Source organism: Williamsia sp. M5A3_1d (assembly GCF_053345315.1).
Window position 1 is genome coordinate 199,853 of record NZ_JBKEZX010000001.1, and the last position, 18,696, is coordinate 218,548.

The 18,696-nt window shown below is 70.0% G+C and carries 16 protein-coding genes; 5 read left to right on the forward strand and 11 right to left on the reverse strand.

Annotated elements, in window-relative coordinates; genetic code table 11:
* Nucleotides 1-61 precede the first annotated feature (61 nt).
* Together ACLBW1_RS01045 and ACLBW1_RS01050 are read left to right on the forward strand one after the other, a co-directional pair.
* Nucleotides 62-3,514, forward strand: coding sequence for a BTAD domain-containing putative transcriptional regulator (locus tag ACLBW1_RS01045; protein ID WP_447809556.1), 3,453 nt, complete (start codon nt 62-64; stop codon nt 3,512-3,514).
* A gap of 105 nt (nt 3,515-3,619) precedes the next feature.
* The gene (locus tag ACLBW1_RS01050; protein ID WP_447809558.1) at nt 3,620-5,032 is read left to right on the forward strand and encodes an FAD-binding oxidoreductase; all 1,413 of its coding nucleotides are present in this window, start codon (nt 3,620-3,622) and stop codon (nt 5,030-5,032) included.
* A 13-nt stretch (nt 5,033-5,045) separates the two neighbouring features.
* On the opposite strand, the gene ACLBW1_RS01055 is transcribed toward ACLBW1_RS01050, so the two are convergent.
* From ACLBW1_RS01055 to ACLBW1_RS01085, 7 genes are all read right to left on the reverse strand, one after another.
* Nucleotides 5,046-6,686, reverse strand: coding sequence for an acyl-CoA dehydrogenase family protein (locus ACLBW1_RS01055; RefSeq protein WP_447809559.1), 1,641 nt, complete (start codon nt 6,684-6,686; stop codon nt 5,046-5,048).
* Nucleotides 6,625-7,311 carry a TetR/AcrR family transcriptional regulator gene (locus tag ACLBW1_RS01060; protein WP_447809561.1) on the reverse strand — a complete coding sequence of 229 codons (687 nt, stop codon included), beginning with the start codon at nt 7,309-7,311 and terminating at the stop codon, nt 6,625-6,627. Before ACLBW1_RS01060 ends, ACLBW1_RS01055 begins: the two co-directional genes overlap by 62 nt.
* Nucleotides 7,268-7,912: a DUF2231 domain-containing protein gene (locus ACLBW1_RS01065; RefSeq protein ID WP_447809562.1), complete on the reverse strand. Its 645-nt coding sequence runs from the start codon at nt 7,910-7,912 to the stop codon at nt 7,268-7,270. The genes ACLBW1_RS01060 and ACLBW1_RS01065 overlap by 44 nt, the downstream gene beginning before the upstream one ends.
* Before the next feature lie 153 nt (nt 7,913-8,065).
* Nucleotides 8,066-9,265, reverse strand: coding sequence for a cytochrome P450 (locus tag ACLBW1_RS01070; protein WP_447809563.1), 1,200 nt, complete (start codon nt 9,263-9,265; stop codon nt 8,066-8,068).
* Nucleotides 9,262-10,854 (reverse strand): bifunctional 3-(3-hydroxy-phenyl)propionate/3-hydroxycinnamic acid hydroxylase MhpA, encoded by a 1,593-nt coding sequence (mhpA, locus tag ACLBW1_RS01075; protein ID WP_447809565.1) that lies wholly within the window; start codon nt 10,852-10,854, stop codon nt 9,262-9,264. Before mhpA ends, ACLBW1_RS01070 begins: the two co-directional genes overlap by 4 nt.
* A complete protein-coding gene (locus ACLBW1_RS01080) occupies nt 10,851-11,798 on the reverse strand; it encodes a fumarylacetoacetate hydrolase family protein (RefSeq protein ID WP_447809567.1) in 948 nt (315 codons plus the stop codon). Before ACLBW1_RS01080 ends, mhpA begins: the two co-directional genes overlap by 4 nt.
* The gene (locus ACLBW1_RS01085) at nt 11,795-12,934 is read right to left on the reverse strand and encodes a VOC family protein (RefSeq protein ID WP_447809568.1); all 1,140 of its coding nucleotides are present in this window, start codon (nt 12,932-12,934) and stop codon (nt 11,795-11,797) included. Before ACLBW1_RS01085 ends, ACLBW1_RS01080 begins: the two co-directional genes overlap by 4 nt.
* Nucleotides 12,935-13,036: 102 nt before the next feature.
* On the opposite strand from ACLBW1_RS01085, the gene ACLBW1_RS01090 reads away from it, so the two are divergent.
* Entirely contained in the window at nt 13,037-13,687 is a 651-nt protein-coding gene (locus tag ACLBW1_RS01090; RefSeq protein ID WP_447809569.1) for a TetR/AcrR family transcriptional regulator, read from the forward strand.
* 15 nt (nt 13,688-13,702) lie between these two features.
* Here the strand turns inward: ACLBW1_RS01090 and ACLBW1_RS01095 are convergent, their stop codons facing one another.
* Together ACLBW1_RS01095 and ACLBW1_RS01100 are read right to left on the reverse strand one after the other, a co-directional pair.
* Nucleotides 13,703-14,524 (reverse strand): SDR family oxidoreductase, encoded by an 822-nt coding sequence (locus ACLBW1_RS01095; protein WP_447809571.1) that lies wholly within the window; start codon nt 14,522-14,524, stop codon nt 13,703-13,705.
* Nucleotides 14,525-14,537: 13 nt separating this feature from the next.
* Entirely contained in the window at nt 14,538-14,969 is a 432-nt protein-coding gene (locus ACLBW1_RS01100; protein WP_447811095.1) for a GtrA family protein, read from the reverse strand.
* Nucleotides 14,970-15,143: 174 nt separating this feature from the next.
* On the opposite strand from ACLBW1_RS01100, the gene ACLBW1_RS01105 reads away from it, so the two are divergent.
* Nucleotides 15,144-16,349 carry an alpha/beta hydrolase family protein gene (locus ACLBW1_RS01105; RefSeq protein ID WP_447809572.1) on the forward strand — a complete coding sequence of 402 codons (1,206 nt, stop codon included), beginning with the start codon at nt 15,144-15,146 and terminating at the stop codon, nt 16,347-16,349.
* A 153-nt stretch (nt 16,350-16,502) separates the two neighbouring features.
* On the forward strand, nt 16,503-17,390 hold the full coding sequence (locus ACLBW1_RS01110; protein WP_447809573.1) for a crotonase/enoyl-CoA hydratase family protein: 888 nt from the start codon (nt 16,503-16,505) through the stop codon (nt 17,388-17,390).
* Nucleotides 17,391-17,514: 124 nt separating this feature from the next.
* On the opposite strand, the gene ACLBW1_RS01115 is transcribed toward ACLBW1_RS01110, so the two are convergent.
* Both ACLBW1_RS01115 and ACLBW1_RS01120 read right to left on the reverse strand, forming a co-directional pair.
* A complete protein-coding gene (locus tag ACLBW1_RS01115) occupies nt 17,515-18,210 on the reverse strand; it encodes an SDR family oxidoreductase (RefSeq protein ID WP_447809574.1) in 696 nt (231 codons plus the stop codon).
* 46 nt (nt 18,211-18,256) lie between these two features.
* A complete protein-coding gene (locus tag ACLBW1_RS01120) occupies nt 18,257-18,682 on the reverse strand; it encodes a DoxX family protein (protein WP_447809575.1) in 426 nt (141 codons plus the stop codon).
* Nucleotides 18,683-18,696 lie beyond the last annotated feature (14 nt).

An 18,696-nucleotide genomic window follows, 5' to 3' on the forward strand; every position in this document is an offset into this window, starting at 1 on the left:
CACGAAGGCCCCGGCGATGAGTTAGAACTGTCGCAGTGTCCATCGGGGGCGGGGGAAGATCATGCGGTACCGGCTGCTGGGGCCGCTCGCGGTCACGCGCGACGACGCGATCTGCGAGCTGGGGTCACCGAAACAACGCTCGGTGCTGGCCCTGCTGCTTCTCGAGCGTGGTCGCGTCGTGTCCACCGATCGACTCTGCGCGGCGATCTGGGGGGACGACCAGCCATCCACGGCCATGGCCGGGCTGCACGCCTACATCTCCCATCTCCGCAGAGCGCTGCGCGATCCCGACTCCGGCACCTCACCGATCGTCCGTCAACCGCCCGGATACGTTCTCGACGTCCCCGTCGGCGAGGTCGACCTCGCCGAGTTCCGGTCGCTGGTCGCGCATGCCCGAGCCGATCTCGACGCTCGTCGCCACCATGACGCGCTGGCCGCCACCGCCCGCGCGCTGGCCCTGCACCGGGGGCCGCTGCTCGCCGATCTCGCCGATCGCGACTGGGTCGCCGCCCACGAGGTCGGGGTCACCGAACTCGACGTCGAGTGCCGCGAGACACGGATCATCGCGCTGTTGGCGACCGGACAGATCGCGCCTGCGGTGGAGGAGTCGGTGGAGTTGCGACTCCGCGCACCGCTGCGGGATCGGTCGTGGTGGCTGTCGATGCTCGCCCTCTATCGAGCCGGACGATCCGCGGACGCACTCGAATTGCTGCGGCGCCACACCGCCCGCCTCGACGAGGAACTGGGGCTCGAACCCGGCCCGGAGATCCGGGAACTGCAGGGCGCCATCCTGCGCCATGACCCGTCGCTCGCCTCGTGGCCCGATCGACCCGACGCCCTCGGGTCGAGCCGGCCGCAGGCCCCCACCCCTGTCGTCGCACGCTCCGAACCGGTGGCCTCGGTGTCACCGACCGCACTCGTCGGGCGTGTACGCGAGATCGACATCGTCGACAGCATCGTGAACGGATCGGCGGCGGGCGCGAGCAGATGGCTCGTCCTGCTCGGCCCACCGGGCATCGGGAAGACCCGGCTCGCCCAGTACGCGGGGGCCCGGACCACGCAACGCGGAGGCCGCGTGGTGTGGTCACGCAACCCCGAGGAGACGGCCCCGACGTGGTGGACGCTGCGCCAGATCGCACGCGGACTCGACGCCGATCCCGACGACCTGCTGACGGTCCCCGACGGCGCCGACGCCGACACCGCGCGCTTCACCATCTACGAGCGTGTGCAGTCGGTCATCGACACAGCCTCCCGCGCAGCACCTCTCACCGTGATCGTCGACGACGTCGGGTGGGCCGACCCGGCGTCGGTGGGCTGCCTCACGTTCCTCGCGGGAGCGCTCGTCGACGCCCCGGTCACCGTGGTGCTCACCCTGCGCGACGAGGCGTTGCGGGGTGCGGTGCCGCGACTGTTGGCCGCGATCGCCCGCGACGGGGCCAACCGCCAGGTGGTGGTGCCCGCCCTCGGCCACGACGACGTCGCGATCCTGGCCGACCAGGTCGCCGAGGAGTCTCTGACCGATCGTGAGCGAAGCCATCTCGCCGACCGCACCGGCGGCAACCCCCTGTTCGTCTCGGAGTACGCGCGACTGTCACGGGCCGAGCGGGCGTCGGGCGAGATCCCCGTCGCCGTGCGATCGGTCCTCGACCGACGGCTCGCGGCGTTGAGCGAACCGGCGCGCGAGGTGTTGCGCGTCGCGTCGGTGATCGGCGATGCCCTCGACCTGCGGATCCTCACGCCCGTGTGCGACCTCGACCCGCAGGATGTCGTCCTTCTGCTCGACGAGGCCGCCGATCACCGGATCATCACCACCACATCCGATTCGGGTACATACGTGTTCGCACACGGATTGCTGCGCGACGAGGTTCTCGGTTCGATGCAACCGTCCGTCCGGCGACGGATCCATCTGCGGGTCGCCGACCGGCTCGGCGAGATGCGGCCCGACGTCGATGTCGTCGCGCAGCGCGCCCGGCATGTGGTCGCCGCCGGGCCGCTCGCCGACCCGCTGACCGTGGTGCAGGCGTGCGCGGCGGCGGCCGACGATGCTGCGGCCAGGTGGAGTTCGGACACCGCCGCCCGATGGTGGCGCGAGGCGATCGCCGCACACGACCGTCTCCCCGCAGACCGGCAGGACACGGGGTTGCGCGACGACCTGATCATGTCGCTGCTCCGCGCCGAGGCCCGCGCCGGCCGCGGACAGACCGTCCTCGACACCGCGGCAGATCATCTGACCGAGGCCATCGACGCCGGGCGCGTGGCCGCCATGGGCACCTTGGCGGCCGCGGTCCTGCGTTCGGGTGGCAGCTGGCCGTGGATGATCCCCGCCGAGGATCCCGGACCACTGATGGACATCCTCGAACGCGCTCGGGAACTCACCGTCGCCGACGCGGCCGCCCAGTCGTCGGTGCTGGCGGCGCTGGCGGTGGGGCACTGCTATCACCCCGACCCGACCGTTCCCGCGGGATTCCTGGACCGGGCACGGCACCTGGCCGATGAACTCGGCGATCCCGGTGTGCGTGCCGACGTCGACGCCGCGTTCCTGCTCACCTATTGCGCTGTGCCCGAACGCAGTCGGGAGATTCTCGCCCTGGTCGGGACACCGGTCGATTCCGCCACCCGATCATCTGCCCGGTCACGCGTCGACTCGGTGATCGGTCATTCCATCGCCTCGATCGCCGCCCTGCATCTCGGTGACACAGCACTGGCCGAGCATCATCTGAGGGTCGGCATCGACGGCAGCGAGAAGCTGCGTCTGCCGGTGGTCCGCGCACAACTGCGATGGATGGAATCGACCCTCGCGCTGTGGCGAGGGGACCTGACCCGGGCCCAGCGGCACCACGAGATCGCCCGCGAGGTACACGAGCAGACCGAGCTCTACGCCGCGGGCAGCGGGATGATCGCGCTGATGTCGCACGGATGGGAACGGGGCGAACTCGTCGACCTGGGTGTGGGGTCCGACGACCCGATCCGCTGGCTGCGCGCCGTGGTCGCCGCACGCGAGGACGTCGGCATGGTGGGCGTCGCGGCCGCCGGTGTCGCCGCGACCGCGGGCGACCGTGTCGACCGGGCCACCGCCGAGCGGCTCGTCGACCAGTGGTGGCACAGCCGCGTCCCGCACATGTGGACCACCCTGGGCACCGACGCACTGCTGGCGCATGTGGTGGCCGACCACGGACTCGTCGGTCATGTCGACCGCTTCGTCGCGGCGTTGATGCCCTTCGCCGACGGGGTGGCGGTCATCGGCCACGTCGGGTGCGCCGGTCCGGTGGCGCTGGCTCTGGCTCGACTGCACCTGACCGCGGGCCGGGTCGACGAGGCGCGCGACCGGGCCCGACAGGCCGTCGAGATCGGTGAACGAACCGGTGGCACGCCGTCGGTCCTGCGCGGTCGGTTGCTCCTCGCAGCAACCGACACCGACCCCGGATCGCGCGCCCGCGCAATGGCCGCGATCGCCGCGGCTGCCGCGGACGCCGGAATGCACGGACTCGTCGCCGCAGCTCAGGGTGCCTCCTGACCGCGTTCGACAGCCGGATCCAAGTTCTCTTCAAGTGCCTTCACACACTCTGGGACGCGACACGATCGCAGCCCGGCTCCCCGGGCACCACGAGGTAGGAACCCGATGACCACAGTGCAGTCCCCCGCCCCCAGAACCGATGCCACCGATCCGATCGCCGAGTTGCGTGCCGCCGTCACCGGGGTGGTGGCTGGTCCCGACGACGCCGAGTACCGGCGCGCCACGCCCTGGAACGTGGCGGTGCCCGTGACACCGCGCGCGGTGGTCGTCGCGGAGAGTGCCGACGACGTGGCCGCCACCATCCGGATCGCCGCCGAGCACGGACTCTCCGTGGTGGTCACCTCCACCGGCCACGGTGCGTTCGCCACCGCGGAGTCCTCCATCCTGGTCCACACCGGTGGGCTCACCGAGTGCACGGTCAACGCCGCCGCCCGCACCGCGCGGATCGGCGCCGGCGTCCTGTGGCAGACGGTGATGGACGCCGCGGCCCCACACGGGCTGGCTCCGCTGGTCGGTTCGACACCCGCACTCGGTGTGGTGGGGTTCCTCACCGGCGGCGGCATCGGTCCGATGGTCCGCACGTTCGGGGCCTCGTCGGATCACGTCCGTGCGTTCGACGTCGTCACCGGCAACGGTGAACAGCTGCGTGCCACGCCGACGGAGAACCCGGATCTGTTCTGGGGTCTGCGCGGCGGCAAGGGCACGCTCGGCGTCGTCACCGCGGTCGAGATCGACCTCCTCCCGATCACCCAGTTCTTCGGCGGCGCTGTGTACTTCGCGGCCGACGATGCACCCGCGGTCCTACGGACGTGGCAGCAGTGGAGTGCCGACCTGCCCGAGACCGCCAACACCTCCATCGCCTTCCTGCAGCTGCCGCCGCTGCCCGACGTGCCACCGCCGCTCGCCGGCGCGTTCACCGTCGCGGTGCGGTACACCTCGATCGCCGATCCCGAGCAGGCCGCCGAGGTGCTGGCACCGATGCGTGCGGTCGCCGAACCGATCATCGACATGATCGGGGTCATGCCGTACTCCGCGATCGGTGCGGTGCACTCCGATCCGGTCGATCCGATGCCCGCGTACCAGGATCACGCGTTGCTCGCGTCGTTGCCCATCGAGGCCGTCGAGGCCCTGCTCGCCGTCGCCGGTCCCGACTCCGGGTCACCGCAGACGATCGTCGAACTCCGCCGCCTCGGTGGCGCATTGGCGCGGCCGGCCATCGATCCGAGTGCCTTCTGCCATCGGGGGGCCGAGTACACGGTGATGGTGATCGGGGTCCTGGTGCCCGAGATCGCCGCGGTGATCCCGGTGCACGCGAACGCGGTCGTCGCCGCCATGTCGCCGTGGTCGACCGGCGGTGAGCTGCCCAACTTCGCGCACTCCTGCGAGCCTACGCAACTCGCCCGCCGCTACGACGAGAAGACCCTGCACCGACTGGCCGATCTCGCCGAACGCCACGACCCGGCGAAGGTTCTCGCCGTCGGCCACGCGATCCGCCACATGGAGCCGTTCACCCTCTGAACCGGGTGGCCGACTACTGCGACCCGACCTTCGGGGTCGCGCGGTCGATGATGGCGGCGGTGTCGATGCCGGTGGGCAGTGTGCCGAACACCGAACCCCAGTCGCCACCGAATCGGCTGACGCAGAACGCATCCGACACCGCGGGGTGACCGTGGCGGATCAACAGCGACCCCTGTAGCGCGAGCGCCATGTCGCCGACGACGCGGCGCGCCCTGTGCTGCATCGTGTCGAAGTCGGTGAACTGCGCCTTCAATCGGGCGACGGCCGCGTCGTAGTGGTCGTCGGCGCCGGTCGCGGTGCCGAGTTCGTCGAGGAACACCTCGAGGGTCTCGGGCTGCTTCACCATGGCGCGCAGGGTGTCGAGGGCGGCGACGTTGCCCGAGCCCTCCCACACCGACAGCAGCGGGGCCTCGCGGTACATGCGCGGCATCCGTGACTCCTCGACGTATCCGTTGCCGCCCAGGCATTCCAGGGCCTCGGCGGCGAAGATCGGGCCGCGCTTGCACACGAAGTACTTGCTGACCGCGAGCGAGATGCGCCGCAGGGCGATCGACCGCTCGTCGCCGGCGGTGGCGCGGTCGGTGAGCGCGGCGAGCCACATGGCGACGGTGGTCGACGCCTCGGACTCCACCGCGAGGTCGGCGAGGACGTTACGCATCAACGGCTGGTCGACGAGGGCCGCACCGAAGGCGCTGCGGTGCACGGCGTGATGTGTCGCCTGGTGCAGCGCGGCACGCATCCCGGTCGACGACCCGATGGTGCAGTCGAGTCGCGTCATGTTGACCATCTCGACGATGGTGGGGACGCCGCGGCCCTCGTCGCCGACCAGCCATGCGGTGGCCTCGTCGTACTCGATCTCACTGCTGGCGTTGGAGTGGTTGCCGAGCTTGTCCTTGAGGCGCTGCAGGAACATCCGGTTGTGGGTGCCGTCGGGCAGCACGCGCGGGAGGAAGAAGCACGAGAGTCCGCCCGGCGCCTGGGCGAGCACCAGGAACACGTCCGACATGGGTGCCGAGGTGAACCACTTGTGCCCGGTGAGCAGGTAGCTGCCGTCGGCCTGCGGGACCGCGCGGGTGGTGCCCGACCGGACGTCGGACCCGCCCTGCTTCTCGGTCATCGACATACCGGCGATCAGACCCTGTTTGCTCAGCGGCGGCGCGAGTTTCGGGTCGTAGACGCGTGCGGCGAGCAGCGGCTCGTACTGCGCGGCGAGCTCGGCGTTGTGCCGGAGGGCGGGCACCATCGCGTACGTCATCGAGATGGGGCACTGGTGCCCGGCATCGGTCTGACCCCACACGTTCAGCTTCGCTGCGCGGTTGAGGTGGGCGTGCGGATCGGGGTCGGCCCACGGCGCGCCGTGCAGGCCGAGTTCGACGGCCGTGGTCATCAGGTGGTGGTACGCGGGGTCGTAACGCACCTCGTCGACGCGATGGCCGTAACGGTCGTGGGTGTGCAGCACCGGCGGGTGTTCCTCGGCGAGGTCTCCCCATTCGATGGCCTCGGCGCTGCCGGCCCGCCGACCGACCTCGTGGATGGTCTCCAGCGCCGAGTCGGCACCCTCGCGGCTCAGCGCCTCGAGGATCGGCGGGTACTCAGCCGCGTCGTAATCCACCAGCGGCGGAACCTGATTGGTGACCTCGTGTGTGCTGTGCATCGGTGCTCCCCAGTGCTCGAAGGGTGAAGGTGGTGATGAAAGTGGTGAGGGTCGTCGGATCGGGTGTCTCGTGGACTTCCGCGCTGCGCGCCAGTGGAGTCACCAACGCCTCGCCGATGGCGCCGACGATGCAGGCCGCGGTGAACTCACTGTTCTGGTGCGGGATCTCCCCCGCGTCCGCGGCGGCGTCGATCGCCACGGCCAGGTTGTCGCGGAACGCTTTCCGGAACGCGAGGCGTTCGGTGTCGATGGTCTGATCGACCGGCTCCACGAGCAGGGCGTGGGCCAGGGTCGGCGTGCGCAGCGCGCGATCGGCGAACGCGCACACCGAGGCCACGACGGCGTCGACCGCTCGGCCGTCGGTGGCGCGGGCCATCTCGCCGATGTCGATCATGGCCTGCACCTCACGGCCACAGACGATGCGGAACACCTCGGCGAACAGGTCGCTCTTGCCCTCGAAGTGGCGGTACACCGTCCCGGTGCCAACGCCGGCGGCCGCGGCGACCGACGCCACCGAGCAGCCGGCGTACCCGTGTTCGGCCACCTGCGCGATGGCCGCGTCGATCAGCCGCGCCCGGAGTTCATCCAGACGCCGCTGCACGGCGGGGGTGCGTCGGTAGGCCATACCGAAGGAGTGAACACCGATTCCGTTCTTGAGTCAACGGCTCGCGGGATGCCGACGGGCGCCGCGAAAAAAGCAACGCCCGTCGGGATCCACCCGGCAGCGTGTCGACGCCGGGGACCGCCGGCATGGCCTCGCGCTGCACGCCGGCGGCCTGCACATAGGACAGATGACCACCGAGCGCGCCGGAGATCCCTGTCACCGAGAGACCTGTCAGGGTCAAGGCGACCGCCTGACCTCGCCGTCCCGCGCGTCGCGCCACCATCGACGCGACCAGTGCGGTCATCGCGACGGTGTTGCTGCCCGCGTGCACCAGTGCGACACGGCGCTGCGGGACGTCCATGGTCGTGTACTCCGCGAGCCCGGCCACGGCCGCAGGAACCGCGGCGGCGAGCCCCACGGCGATGAGCGTCTGCGCCGCCTCGGGCTGATCGGTGAGGTCGAGGACCGGCGCCGCGGTCCACGCGCCGATCGGCACGGTGACCAGCACCGGGTGGATCGGGTGGCCCAGCCACGATCCGCGCAACACGTTGCCCAGGCCGCCGCTCAACGCCGGCCCCAGGGTGCGGGCGATCATCGCGGCGACGCCGTCGAGGGCCGACACGTTCTCGACGGCCTCAAGTGCGCGCCGGACGGGTGAGCGGGTATCGCTGGACGCGCTGTGATGGGCCATGGCCCAGACGTACCCGTCCCCACCGGAGTGAAACCTCGCTGATGTCGGCCCTCGCCCGACGTCGCCAGGCGGCGGAACACGCCGTCAGTCGAACGACGCGCGAAAAGAGGCGAAGCCCTGCAGGCAGTTGTTGGTCAACGGCGTCGGATCGGACACCTCGATGGAGGTGACACGCGCGATCATCACCTCGAGGAGGGTCGCCATCTCCAGTTTCGACAACTGCATGCCGACGCAGGTGTGCATGCCGTGTCCCCAGCCGAGGTTGCTCCCCCTGCGATGCAGCGAGAAGGTCTCGGGGCGGTCGAAGTGCCGTTCATCGGAATTCGCCGACGCGTAGAGCAGGACAACGCGTTCGCCTGCGGGCAGCCGCACGCCACCGATCTCGGCGTCGCGCGCCACCGTCCGGGTGAACCCGCGGATCGGCGACGCCATGCGCACGGCCTCCACCACCGCGGTCGGGATCAGCTCCGGTTCGGCGCGCAGGTGCGCGTAGAGCTGCGGGTCACGACCCAGGCTCCACAGCAGCTGCCCGGTCGCGAGGATGGTGGTGTCGAGGCTGGGCGCGACGAAGTCGATCACCATGGTGCGCGCCTCGGACCGGGTGAGCTCCCCGCGATCGGCGGCGTCGAACACCGTCGCCGCCCATCCGTCGGGCGTGACCCTCGAGCGACGTAGACGCATCGAATAGAGGTACAGCCCCAGTGCCGTCGCGGTCGCGTCGAGAGACCGTCGGTTCAGCGGACCGAGGATGTCGAAGGTGCTCGCACCCCACGTGAGGAGCTGATCGTGGCCGACCCGCACACCGACGAGGTCGGCCACGGCGGAGATCGGCAGTCGCGAGGCGAAATCGGCGATGCCGTCGAACGACTCACGCTCGAGCAGCCGGTCCACGGTGGCCTCGGCCTCGTCGCGCAGCACCGGGAGCGACGGCCGGATCGCACGGGACATCAACGACTGCATGAGGATTCGGCGTCGTGTCGAGTGGGTCGCGCCGTCGCTCGAGAGCACGGTCTTACGGCCGAGGAGGTTGGCGACCGGGTTCGCGGCGACACCGCGTCCACTGCGGAACGTGGCGTCGTCGCGCAGCGCGCTGCGCACGTCGTCGAAGCGTCCCATGGCCCACACGCGGTGGCGCGGCAGCCAGACCACCGGGCCGGCATCGCGGATCCGTCGATACACCGGATGCGGGTCGATCAATGCCGACCGACCGTACAGATCGACGTCGACCGACGGTGCGGTGCGTCGCGCGGCACGACGCGACACCGTGGCCACGGCGGCGGTCACGCGAGCGCCCCGATGCGCTGCAGTGACCCAGACCGCATGGCGCACAGGGTGTCGAGGAGGTCGTCGACGCCGCCGGGGTCGGTGGCGGTCGCGGCGACCACGCGGTCCGGGCGCACCAACACCGCGATCGCGTGATGCCGACGCAGCCATCGCGCCGGTGACGCGACACCCGCGGGATGTGTTGCGAGACGATCGGTGTCGACGTGCACCGCACCGACTCCCGCGACGCGATCGGCGAGGGCCTCGGGTACGCTCCCTCGGGTCACCAGGGCCCACCGTGATCCGATCACGTCGTCCAGTCGCTGTGCGCCGGAGGCGAATCCGACACTCGGCTGGGGTAGTGCCGAGCCGTTCAACCGGCGTCGCAACACCCGCCGCAGCAGCGGTGTGCGCGCCACCAGCGGTCCCGGGCGAAGCGGCGGCACCCCCACGGCCGGCATCGCCGCCGCGAGCCCCGGCACCCGACACACCGCGGCCATACCGAGGCGACGCACCCCGGCGAAGCGGTCCTGTCCGCCGGTCAGCGCCATGCCCACCGCCAACGCCATCCGGATCACCGCGATCGAGTGCGGCCGCCGCTCCATCTCGTAGGTGTCGAGCAGGTCGCCCCGTGCGGTTCCGTCGAGCACGTCGGCGAGCTTCCAGGTCAGGTTGGCCACGTCGCGCAGCCCCGAACCGAGACCCTGACCCACGAAGGGCGGGGTCTGGTGCGCGGCGTCGCCGGCGAGGAAGACGCCGCCGGAACGCCACCGGTCGGCAACGCGCGCGCGGAAGGTGTAGAAAGCCTGCCGCAGGATCTCCGATTCATCGATCTGGTTCTCCGACATCCACGGCGACAGCAGCCGTTTCATCCCGTCGACCGAGACGAGGGCGTCGAGGTCGTCGGTGTCGTGGACCCGGAACTCCCAGCGGTACCGGTTCCCGGTGACCGGCATGAACGTCGCGGCCCGTGCCGGATCGCAGATCTGGTGCACGCCGTCCCAGACGTTCAGCGGGCGTGGGGTGTTCACGTCGATCACGAGCCACTTCTCGGCGAATCGCAGGTCGGTCGAGGTGATCCCCAACGCGGTGCGGACCAGACTGTTCGCGCCGTCGCAGGCGATGACGGCCGCACCGGCAACCGTCGTCTCGACCCCGTCGGCGTCGGAGTACCGCACCGCCGGCGACGGCCCCTCGACCACATCGACCACCTCGCACCCGCGACGCATGTCGATGAGCGGTTCCCGGCCCGCCGCATCGTGCAGGATCTGCTCGAGGTCGGGTTGGTCGAACATGCTGTCCGGTGGGAAGCCCTGGGGACCGTCGGCGGTGTCACGGGCGAACTCCGCCATCACACGACCACGACCGTCGACGAGTCGCATCCCGGGCATCGGCCTGCTCACGGTGCGGAACTCCTCGTCGACCCCCGCGGCCTGCAGTATCCGGAACACGTCGTCGTCGAGGTGTACCGCGCGCGGCAGCGCGTACGGCGCGGGATGGCGTTCGAGGACGACGGTCGCCACACCTCTGCGGGCCAGCAGCAACGCCGCGGTCACCCCCACCGGACCGGCACCGACGACGACCACCGTCGGCGTCCGCCGGCCCGTCATGCGTACCGCACCGTGCACCGCTGCCTGCCCAGGTCGATCGACCCGTCGTCGGTGGCGATCCGCACCTCGACCACGTCACCGTCGCGCAGATACTTCGGGTTCGACGCCTGGCGGGAGAAGAACTGCTTCCACTTCACGTGCGGGGGCAGCAGGGCACCGATCATCTCGATGGGCTTGGGCGGTGCCGTGAGCGCCGTGCCCCCGGGGGTCCCGGTGAGCAGCACATCGCCGGGGGCGAGCCGCTGGAAACCGGCGAGCACGTTGAGCGCGCTCACCGGGTCGATGATCATGTCGCCGCCGACGTGGCCGTCCTGCCGGCGCTCGCCGTTGACCCACAGCTGCAACCGCAGCTGGTCGAACCGACGCCACTCCTCGTGGTCGAGCAGCACCAGTCTGGGGCCGATGGGGGTGAACGTCGGATACGACTTCGCCTCGTAGAACTGGGTTTTGGGCAGCTGCACATCGCGGGCGCTCACGTCGTTGGTGATCACGACACCGGCTATGACGTCACCGAGGTCATCGGTGGTCACCGTGCTGCCCACCGTCAGTTCACCGCCGGCGACGAGCCCGATCTCGACCTCGTAGTCGAGCAGACGGACGTGCGCCGGCTTCACGATGTCGTCGTACGGGCCGACCACCGATCCCGACGCCTTGCGGAAGAACGTCGCCTGCACCCGTGTCGGGTCGATGTTCGAATCGCGGGCGTGGCTGGCGTAGTTGACCATCTGCGCGACCACCCGACACGGCGTGGTGACCGGCGAGATCAGATCGAGGTCGGCCACTGCGGTCCCCGAGGCACCCTCGGTCGCGGCGGCCTCGGCGATGGCCGCGGTGTCGCCGAGGAGGTCTGCGGTGGTGACGGCATCGGTGTCGATCGCGACCGCGGTCTCGTCGGCACGCAACAGCCACCAGCGGTCGGCGGTGCGGAGGATCGTCGTCGTCATGAGCGGGCTACTTTCAGGAGGCCGATGAGGCGGTGGATGTCGAACTCGTTGGTGTCGCGCAGTCCGGTGAGGATCCCGCGCACCAGCTCGGGATCGGGGTTGGCGCCGAGGAAGTCGCGTGTGACCGGCGGACCCCACTGCGAGAGTCCGCTCGCGGTCATGGGCGCCCAGCCCGCGGTGACGCTGTTGTCGAAGACGTCGCCGTCGGCGTAGTGCTCCACCATGAACTTGTCGGGATCGCGCCAGTAGTCGAAGATCTGGCTGCCCTGGATGTGGCGACCCATACCCCACGCATGGTGGTATCCGCGGTCGCTCAGGTAGGCACCACCGGCGGCGACGGCGTCGAGGTCGGCGACCTGATACGCACTGTGTACGTAGCGGGCTCGGGGTCCCAACGTCATGGCGAGGGTGTGGTGATCGGCGGCGTCGGCGCCCCGATCGCAGCGCATGAAGGCCATCGTCGGGCCGCGGTCGCGCTGGCCCGGGAAGAACTGGAAATCACTCACGATGAACCCGAGCACCGACTGGTACCAGTGCAGCGCCTCACGGAAACGCGGTGACTCGATGACCACATGACCGAGGCGTTGGACCCGCGCCGGGGCCCGCGGTGGGCGCTGGATCGCGTTGAAGCGCGCCACCTTCCCGCCCGCGTTGATGGTGAGCGGTTCCTGGTCGGGGAGTGACGGCAGGTCGAACAGGTCGGCCACCACACGCAGCGATTGACCGGAGGGATCGACGAGATCGACCACGTTGCCGCCGAGGTCGCCGAGAGGGTGCACGCGTGTGCCGGTCGCCTCGGCGAGGGTTCTGAGGTCGGCGGTGCTCTCGGCGCGATACGCCGGTCCGACGAAGCGCGAGCGACGTGCGCGGCGGATCAGCACGCACGGTGCGCCCGCCCACGTTCCCCGCAGCTCGAGGCGGTCGGCGGTGCGGTTCGCCACCGCGAACCCGAAGTCGCGCGCGAATCGTTCCGCCTCGGCGAGGTTCTGTTTCTCGAACTCCAACCAGGCGATGTCGGCCACCTTGATGACCGGCGACCGGTGGCGGTCGGCGGGGTCACCGGGCCGCGCGCCGAACTCGCTGTGCAGTTCGGCGTGCGCCGATGTCGCAGGGACGGTTCCCACGTGTTGTGTCATGATCATCTCCCATCGAACTGATGAAATCCTCACTTTTGATGGACAGCTCAGTCAAGTGCCTTCACACTTGGAATCACCGTCAGAAGTGAGGTGAGATCACCGGTGACAACCACCCCCGACACCCCGGGCAACCGGCTCGATCGGCGCAAGGCGCGTACGCGCGCGGCATTGATCGACGCGGCCTGCCGGATACTCGAGAGCCCCCGTGGCACCGACGCGAGCATCTCCGAGATCACCGAGCTCGCCGACGTCGGACTCGGGTCGTTCTACAACCACTTCACGGGCAAGGCCGAACTGTTCGACGCCGCCATCGCCACCACCCTCGACACCTATGGCCGGCTGTTCGACAACGCCACCGAGGGGCTGACCGATCCCGCCGAGGTGTTCGCCGCGGGCGTCCGAATGACGCTGCGGCTCAATCGGTCCCATGCACAGGTGGCCAGGACGATGGCGGGCGTCGGCATGAGCTATCTCGACCGGGACGACGGGCTCGCGCCCCGCGCCCTGCGCGATCTCGAGGCCGCGCGCGCATGTGGACGATTCGACATCGACGATCTTCCCGCAGCTCTGGCGTGTACCGCCGGTTCCCTGCTGGGGTGTCTGCATCTCGTCACCCGCGACCCCGACCTCGACACCGACCGTGTCGCCGATGAGCTCGCCGCGAACCTGCTGCGGATGTTCGGTCTGTCGAAGGCCGACGCCCACGAGGTCGCCCACCGACCCCTGCGGACACCTGCGCCCGAGCGGGCCTGACCGCGTCGCGGCGGGTCAGCCCTCGCCGCGCAGTGCGCGTTGATAGCGCTGCATACCCGAGATCCAGCGGTCGTAGTCCTGCCCCTTGCGCTGATACATCGTCAGCACCTCGGGGTGCGGGAGGATGAGGAAGCGTTCGTCGCGCAGGGCGTCGATCACCACCGACGCGACGTCGTCGGGTTCCAGCACGGTGCCGGCGCTCGTGACCGCGCTCGCGGCGATCGATCCGCCCTCACGATCGCCGGAGAAGCCGGCGTTGAGCAGTTCGGTGTTGACCCCCATCGGGCACAGGCAGCTCACGCCCACACCGGAGTCGCCGTAGGTGACACGAAGCCATTCGGCGAAGCCGACCGCGGCGTGCTTGCTCACCGAGTAGGTGACCGAGCCGATCTGGGTCAGCAGGCCCGCCGCCGATGCCGTCGACAGGAAGTAGCCGTGCCCGCGTTCCACCCAGCCGGGCATCAGCGCGCGTGCGGCCCGCACATGCGCGAGGACGTTGACGTCGAGGGCGGTCTGCCAGGCGGCGTCGTCGGAATCGAGTCCGAGGCCGGCCGTGGTGCCGGCGTTCGCCACGTAGAGGTCGACGGGCCCGAACTCGCGCTCGGCGGCGGCGATGAGCTCGGCGATCACGGCGTCGTCGGACACGTCGCCCGCCACCGCCGTCGCGCGCCCGTCGCCGGTGTCGGCGTTGATCCGCTCCGCCACGGCACGCACGCGTTCGGCGTTCAGGTCGGCGACGACGACCGAGCCGCCCGCCGCGACGATGGCACGGGCGATCGCGGCTCCGATGCCCGCGCCTCCGCCGGTGACGACGGCTACCGCTCCGGTGATCTCCATGGTCGGCCTCTCGTCAACGGATCCTGAAGATGACAGCGCGCTGCACGGCGAAGTTGATCACCGTGGCCGTGCCCTGGGCGAGCACGAAGGCGGCCAGACTGTAGAGCACCTCTTCGGGCCAGACGTGCGACAGCGCCGAGTAGATCCCGACCTGCACCGCGAACGTCACCAGATACAGCGCGACCACCGCGATGAAGCGCGCCCGGCTGGGTTCGGCGCGGAAGGTCCATCGACGGTTGATGAGGTAGGCGGTGGTCGTCCCCGCGATGAAGCCGACGGTCTTGGCGAGCCAATACGGTGCGCCGAGCACGTACTGCAGGAGCAGGGTGATGCCGAAGTCGAGGACCCCCGAGCCGGCACCGGTCACCACGAACCGGATGAGCTGCGTCTTCAGGTCGACGTCGGTCGAGGCCTCCTGATCGTCGAGCGGCAGCTCGATCGGCATCGGGGCGTGCGGGCTCCGGAACTCCTCGTGGGAATGGTGCGCGTCCTCGTCGCCCCCGGGGGCGTCGGCGCGTTCGGATCCCTGCTGTTCGGACACGCCGGTCAGACTAACCCCACCGGCGGCAGACACCTCGAAGCGTTCCGACACGACGTTCGCAGCACTAACGTTGCCCGGATGAGCCACCGTCCCCTCGCCGCCCGCGCCGCCGCTGTCACCGTCGCCCTGGTGCTGTCCGTTGCCGTCGCCGCCCCGGCCCTCGCCGACGAGCCCCCGCCCACCGGCGCGCCCAACTGGTCGGGCCTCGACGTCCGCGACTACACCGGACCGATCCCCTCGACCGCCGGGACGCTGATCGAGTCGACGCCGCTCGCGCCGTCACTGACGATCCCCGGCGCCGGATCGGCCTCGCGCATCCTGTACTCGACCATCGACCAGCACGATCGGCCCGCGGTGAGCACCGGCGCGGTGTTCCTGCCGCAGGGCACCGCTCCCCGCGGCGGATGGCCGGTGCTCGCCTGGGCACACGGCACGGTGGGGCTGGGTGACAACTGCACCCCCTCGGCGCAGCCGCGCGCTCAACGTGACAGCGACTACCTGTCCCACTGGTTGCGACGCGGTTATGCCATCGTCGCCACCGACTACGCCGGACTGGGCACCCCGGGGCTGATGAGCTACCTCAACGGGGTAGCCGAGGCGCACTCGATCGTCGACTCGGTGAAAGCGCTTCGTGGACTGAGGAGCCCGACGGCCACACGGTGGGCCATCATCGGCCAGTCACAGGGCGCGGGCGCGGCGATGAACGCAGCGCGGCTGGCGACATCCCTGACACGCGGCACTGATCTCGACTACCGAGGCGTGGTCGCCACCGGCACACCGGCGAACATCGAGACCCTGATCCAGTACGGCGGACCGAGCTTTCCCCCGTTCGCGTTGCCCACCGGCCTCACCACCTATACGACCTACATCCTGGCGGCCATCCGTGAGGCACGGCCCGACCTGAGGATCGATGGGATCCTCACCGCGCGGGGTCGCGCCGCCGCCGACCGGGCCGAGGTCAGTTGCTACGCGGAGTTCCGGAAAGAGTTGACCGGAGCCGACATCCGGACGTTCTTCACCAAGCCGGTCTCATCGATCCCGAACGCCTACGGCGAGCTCCGTCGGTTCATGGGGACCCCGGCGAGTGGTTACGACCGACCGATCTTCCTCGGACAGGGCCTCACCGACGTCGATGTCCCGGCGCCGTCGGCGCTGTCGTTGGCGGCGCAGCTCACCGCGAACCGTCAGCCCGTCGAACTGCACGTCTACCCGACCGATCACTCCGGCACCGTGTACGCCTCGGTGAAGGACTCGACGCCGTTCCTGGCCCGGATCCTGCGATGAGGCGCCTGCCCATCATCGCGACCTCGGTGGCGGCGGTGGCAGCCCTGAGTGCGCAGGGAGGCGGCGCGGCGCCGACTTCCACGGTGCCGACTTCCCCTGCGCCGACTCCCGTAGGTTGGGATTCATCCGAGGCGTGAGGGAGTTGGAGAACCGATGAACCGTGAGACCGTCCGCTACGAGGTCACCGATGGTGTGCTCGTATTGACCCTGAACCGCCCCGAGAACCTCAACGCGTTCACGGTGCAGATGGCCGACGATCTCGAGGCCGCGTTCGACGAGGCCTCGGCGGACCCCGAGGTGGCCGCGATCGTCGTGACCGGCGAGGGCAAAGCCTTCTGCGCCGGGATGGATCTGAGCAGTGAGGGCAACGTCTTCGGGCTCGACGAGGGCCTGGAGCCGACACTCGCCGACCTCTACGACCGCTTCGAGGACCCCACCATCGTCAGCGGCGTGCGCGACACCGGTGGTCGCGTGTCTCTGGCCATCTACCGATGCCCCAAACCGGTCATCGGCGCGATCAACGGTGCGGCGGTCGGTATCGGCGCCACGATGACCCTTCCGATGGACTTCCGGCTGGCGTCGGAGAAGGCCCGTATCGGGTTCGTCTTCGGGCGGCTCGGCATCGTGCTCGAGGCGTGCTCGAGCTGGTTCCTGCCGCGGGTGGTGGGGATGCAGAACGCGCTCGAACTGATCTACACCGCCGACATCGTCGACGCCGAGCGGGCGAAGGAACTCGGGCTGGTGCGGTCGGTCCATCCACCCGAGGAACTCCTCGACGCGGCGATCGCGTTGGCGCACAGGTTCGTCGACGGGCGGTCACCGGTCGCCACCGCGCTGATGCGGCACATGCTCTACCGCAACAGTGCGTTCGCCTCTCCGGTCGACGCACACCGGGTGGATTCCCTGGCGATGTACTACACGTCGATCGCCGACGGCAAGGAAGGCGTTGCGGCGTTCCTCGAGAAGCGCCCGGCGCAGTTCACCTCGACCGTGCCGCAGGATCTCCCCGACTTCCTCGCCGAGACCGACTCGATCCGCTAGTCCCCTGTGGACGTCTGCTGAGAACGTCCCCCTGACGGCTCGCCGAGGGCAATATGCCCTCGGACACCGCTCAGGGGGACGTTGTCAGCAGTTCTCGCGGGTCACCCGACGCCTGAGGCGGGAATCAGCCGGCGGCGTCTGCGGGATCGCCGAAACGGAGGTCGACAGGTCGGTCGTCACCTGACCACCGATGCAGCCGTTCGTAGTACGCCGCGATGTCGTCGGGGTCGCAGGCCGTTCCGGGTGCCACCGGGCCGCACACCGTGACGCTCGCCGATCGCACTCCGCGCGAGGAGAATTCGCGATCGAGGAGCTCGGCGAGGGCCCGGACACCGGCCTTGCCCAGCGACAGGCTGGTCAGCTCGGGTAGCGGGTCGGGCATCCCGGCGGTGAGGAGGAAGCTCCCTCCGCCGGTGTCGGCCATCCGTGGCACGAGTGCCGCAGCGGTGGTGACGGCGCCGCCGACGTTCACCGCGTACGTGTCGAGCAGCGTCTTCGCGTCGAGGTCGGTCACCGTGTCGGCGCGGATCACTCCCGCGTTGTAGACCACCAGCTCGGGAACCTCGAGCCGGTCGGTCAACTCGCCCAGCGCGGTGCGTAAACCGACCTCGTCGGCGACGTCGGCGGTCACCCCTGCCGACCCGTCGGGTAGGTGTGCGAGCACCGCATCCACGGTGTCGCGTGACCGCGCCAGTACCCCGATCGGGTGTCCGGCAGCGGCGAGACGGCGGGCGACCGACTGCCCGATCCCCGGGCCGGCGCCGATGACGAACGCAGCGGCGGGCGGCGGCGACGCATCGACTCCCTGATGTTCGAGCACCCGACCACGTTACGTCGGTCGACCGCCGGGGAGCCGGCGCACGTCGTCAGTTGCGACGCAGTCCCAGCACCGACAGCAGCTGCGGGCGGCGCAGGAGCATCGCGATCCACAGCGCGACGCCGAAGTACACGGCGAACAGCGTCGTGCTCACCAGCGGTGCGTCGTCGTTCCAGTTCGCGGTGACCGCGCCGCCGAGGTACGCGGTGATCCCGATGGCACCGAGTACCGCTGTCCGCGGGATGGCCCACACCACGACGCAGAGGGCGAGCACGATGCCCATCACCGTCGCCTGGGTGGTGGTGAAGCCGAGCTTCTGGGTGCCCTCGACGACGGATTCGGGTTGGAAGAGCTTGCCGAGGATGTCGAACACCAGGAAGGCGCCGAGAATCGCACTGAGCACCACACCGACGGTGTGGGTGCGCGATCGGCTGCTGGTCGTCGTCGGGGCGGTGGTGGTGGCGGTCGTGGTCATGGTGTCCTCCGGGG

Bases quoted from the DNA above. Each gene is read 5' to 3' on its own strand.
- ACLBW1_RS01085 (WP_447809568.1), bottom strand. From the start codon at position 12,934: ATGACACAACACGTGGGAACCGTCCCTGCGACATCGGCGCACGCCGAA.
- ACLBW1_RS01055 (WP_447809559.1), bottom strand. From the start codon at position 6,686: ATGCACAGCACACACGAGGTCACCAATCAGGTTCCGCCGCTGGTGGAT.
- ACLBW1_RS01105 (WP_447809572.1), top strand. From the start codon at position 15,144: ATGAGCCACCGTCCCCTCGCCGCCCGCGCCGCCGCTGTCACCGTCGCC.
- mhpA (WP_447809565.1), bottom strand. From the start codon at position 10,854: ATGACGGGCCGGCGGACGCCGACGGTGGTCGTCGTCGGTGCCGGTCCG.
- ACLBW1_RS01045 (WP_447809556.1), top strand. From the start codon at position 62: ATGCGGTACCGGCTGCTGGGGCCGCTCGCGGTCACGCGCGACGACGCG.
- ACLBW1_RS01060 (WP_447809561.1), bottom strand. From the start codon at position 7,311: ATGGCCTACCGACGCACCCCCGCCGTGCAGCGGCGTCTGGATGAACTC.
- ACLBW1_RS01095 (WP_447809571.1), bottom strand. From the start codon at position 14,524: ATGGAGATCACCGGAGCGGTAGCCGTCGTCACCGGCGGAGGCGCGGGC.
- ACLBW1_RS01100 (WP_447811095.1), bottom strand. From the start codon at position 14,969: ATGCCGATCGAGCTGCCGCTCGACGATCAGGAGGCCTCGACCGACGTC.
- ACLBW1_RS01110 (WP_447809573.1), top strand. From the start codon at position 16,503: ATGAACCGTGAGACCGTCCGCTACGAGGTCACCGATGGTGTGCTCGTA.
- ACLBW1_RS01120 (WP_447809575.1), bottom strand. From the start codon at position 18,682: ATGACCACGACCGCCACCACCACCGCCCCGACGACGACCAGCAGCCGA.
- ACLBW1_RS01080 (WP_447809567.1), bottom strand. From the start codon at position 11,798: ATGACGACGACGATCCTCCGCACCGCCGACCGCTGGTGGCTGTTGCGT.
- ACLBW1_RS01050 (WP_447809558.1), top strand. From the start codon at position 3,620: ATGACCACAGTGCAGTCCCCCGCCCCCAGAACCGATGCCACCGATCCG.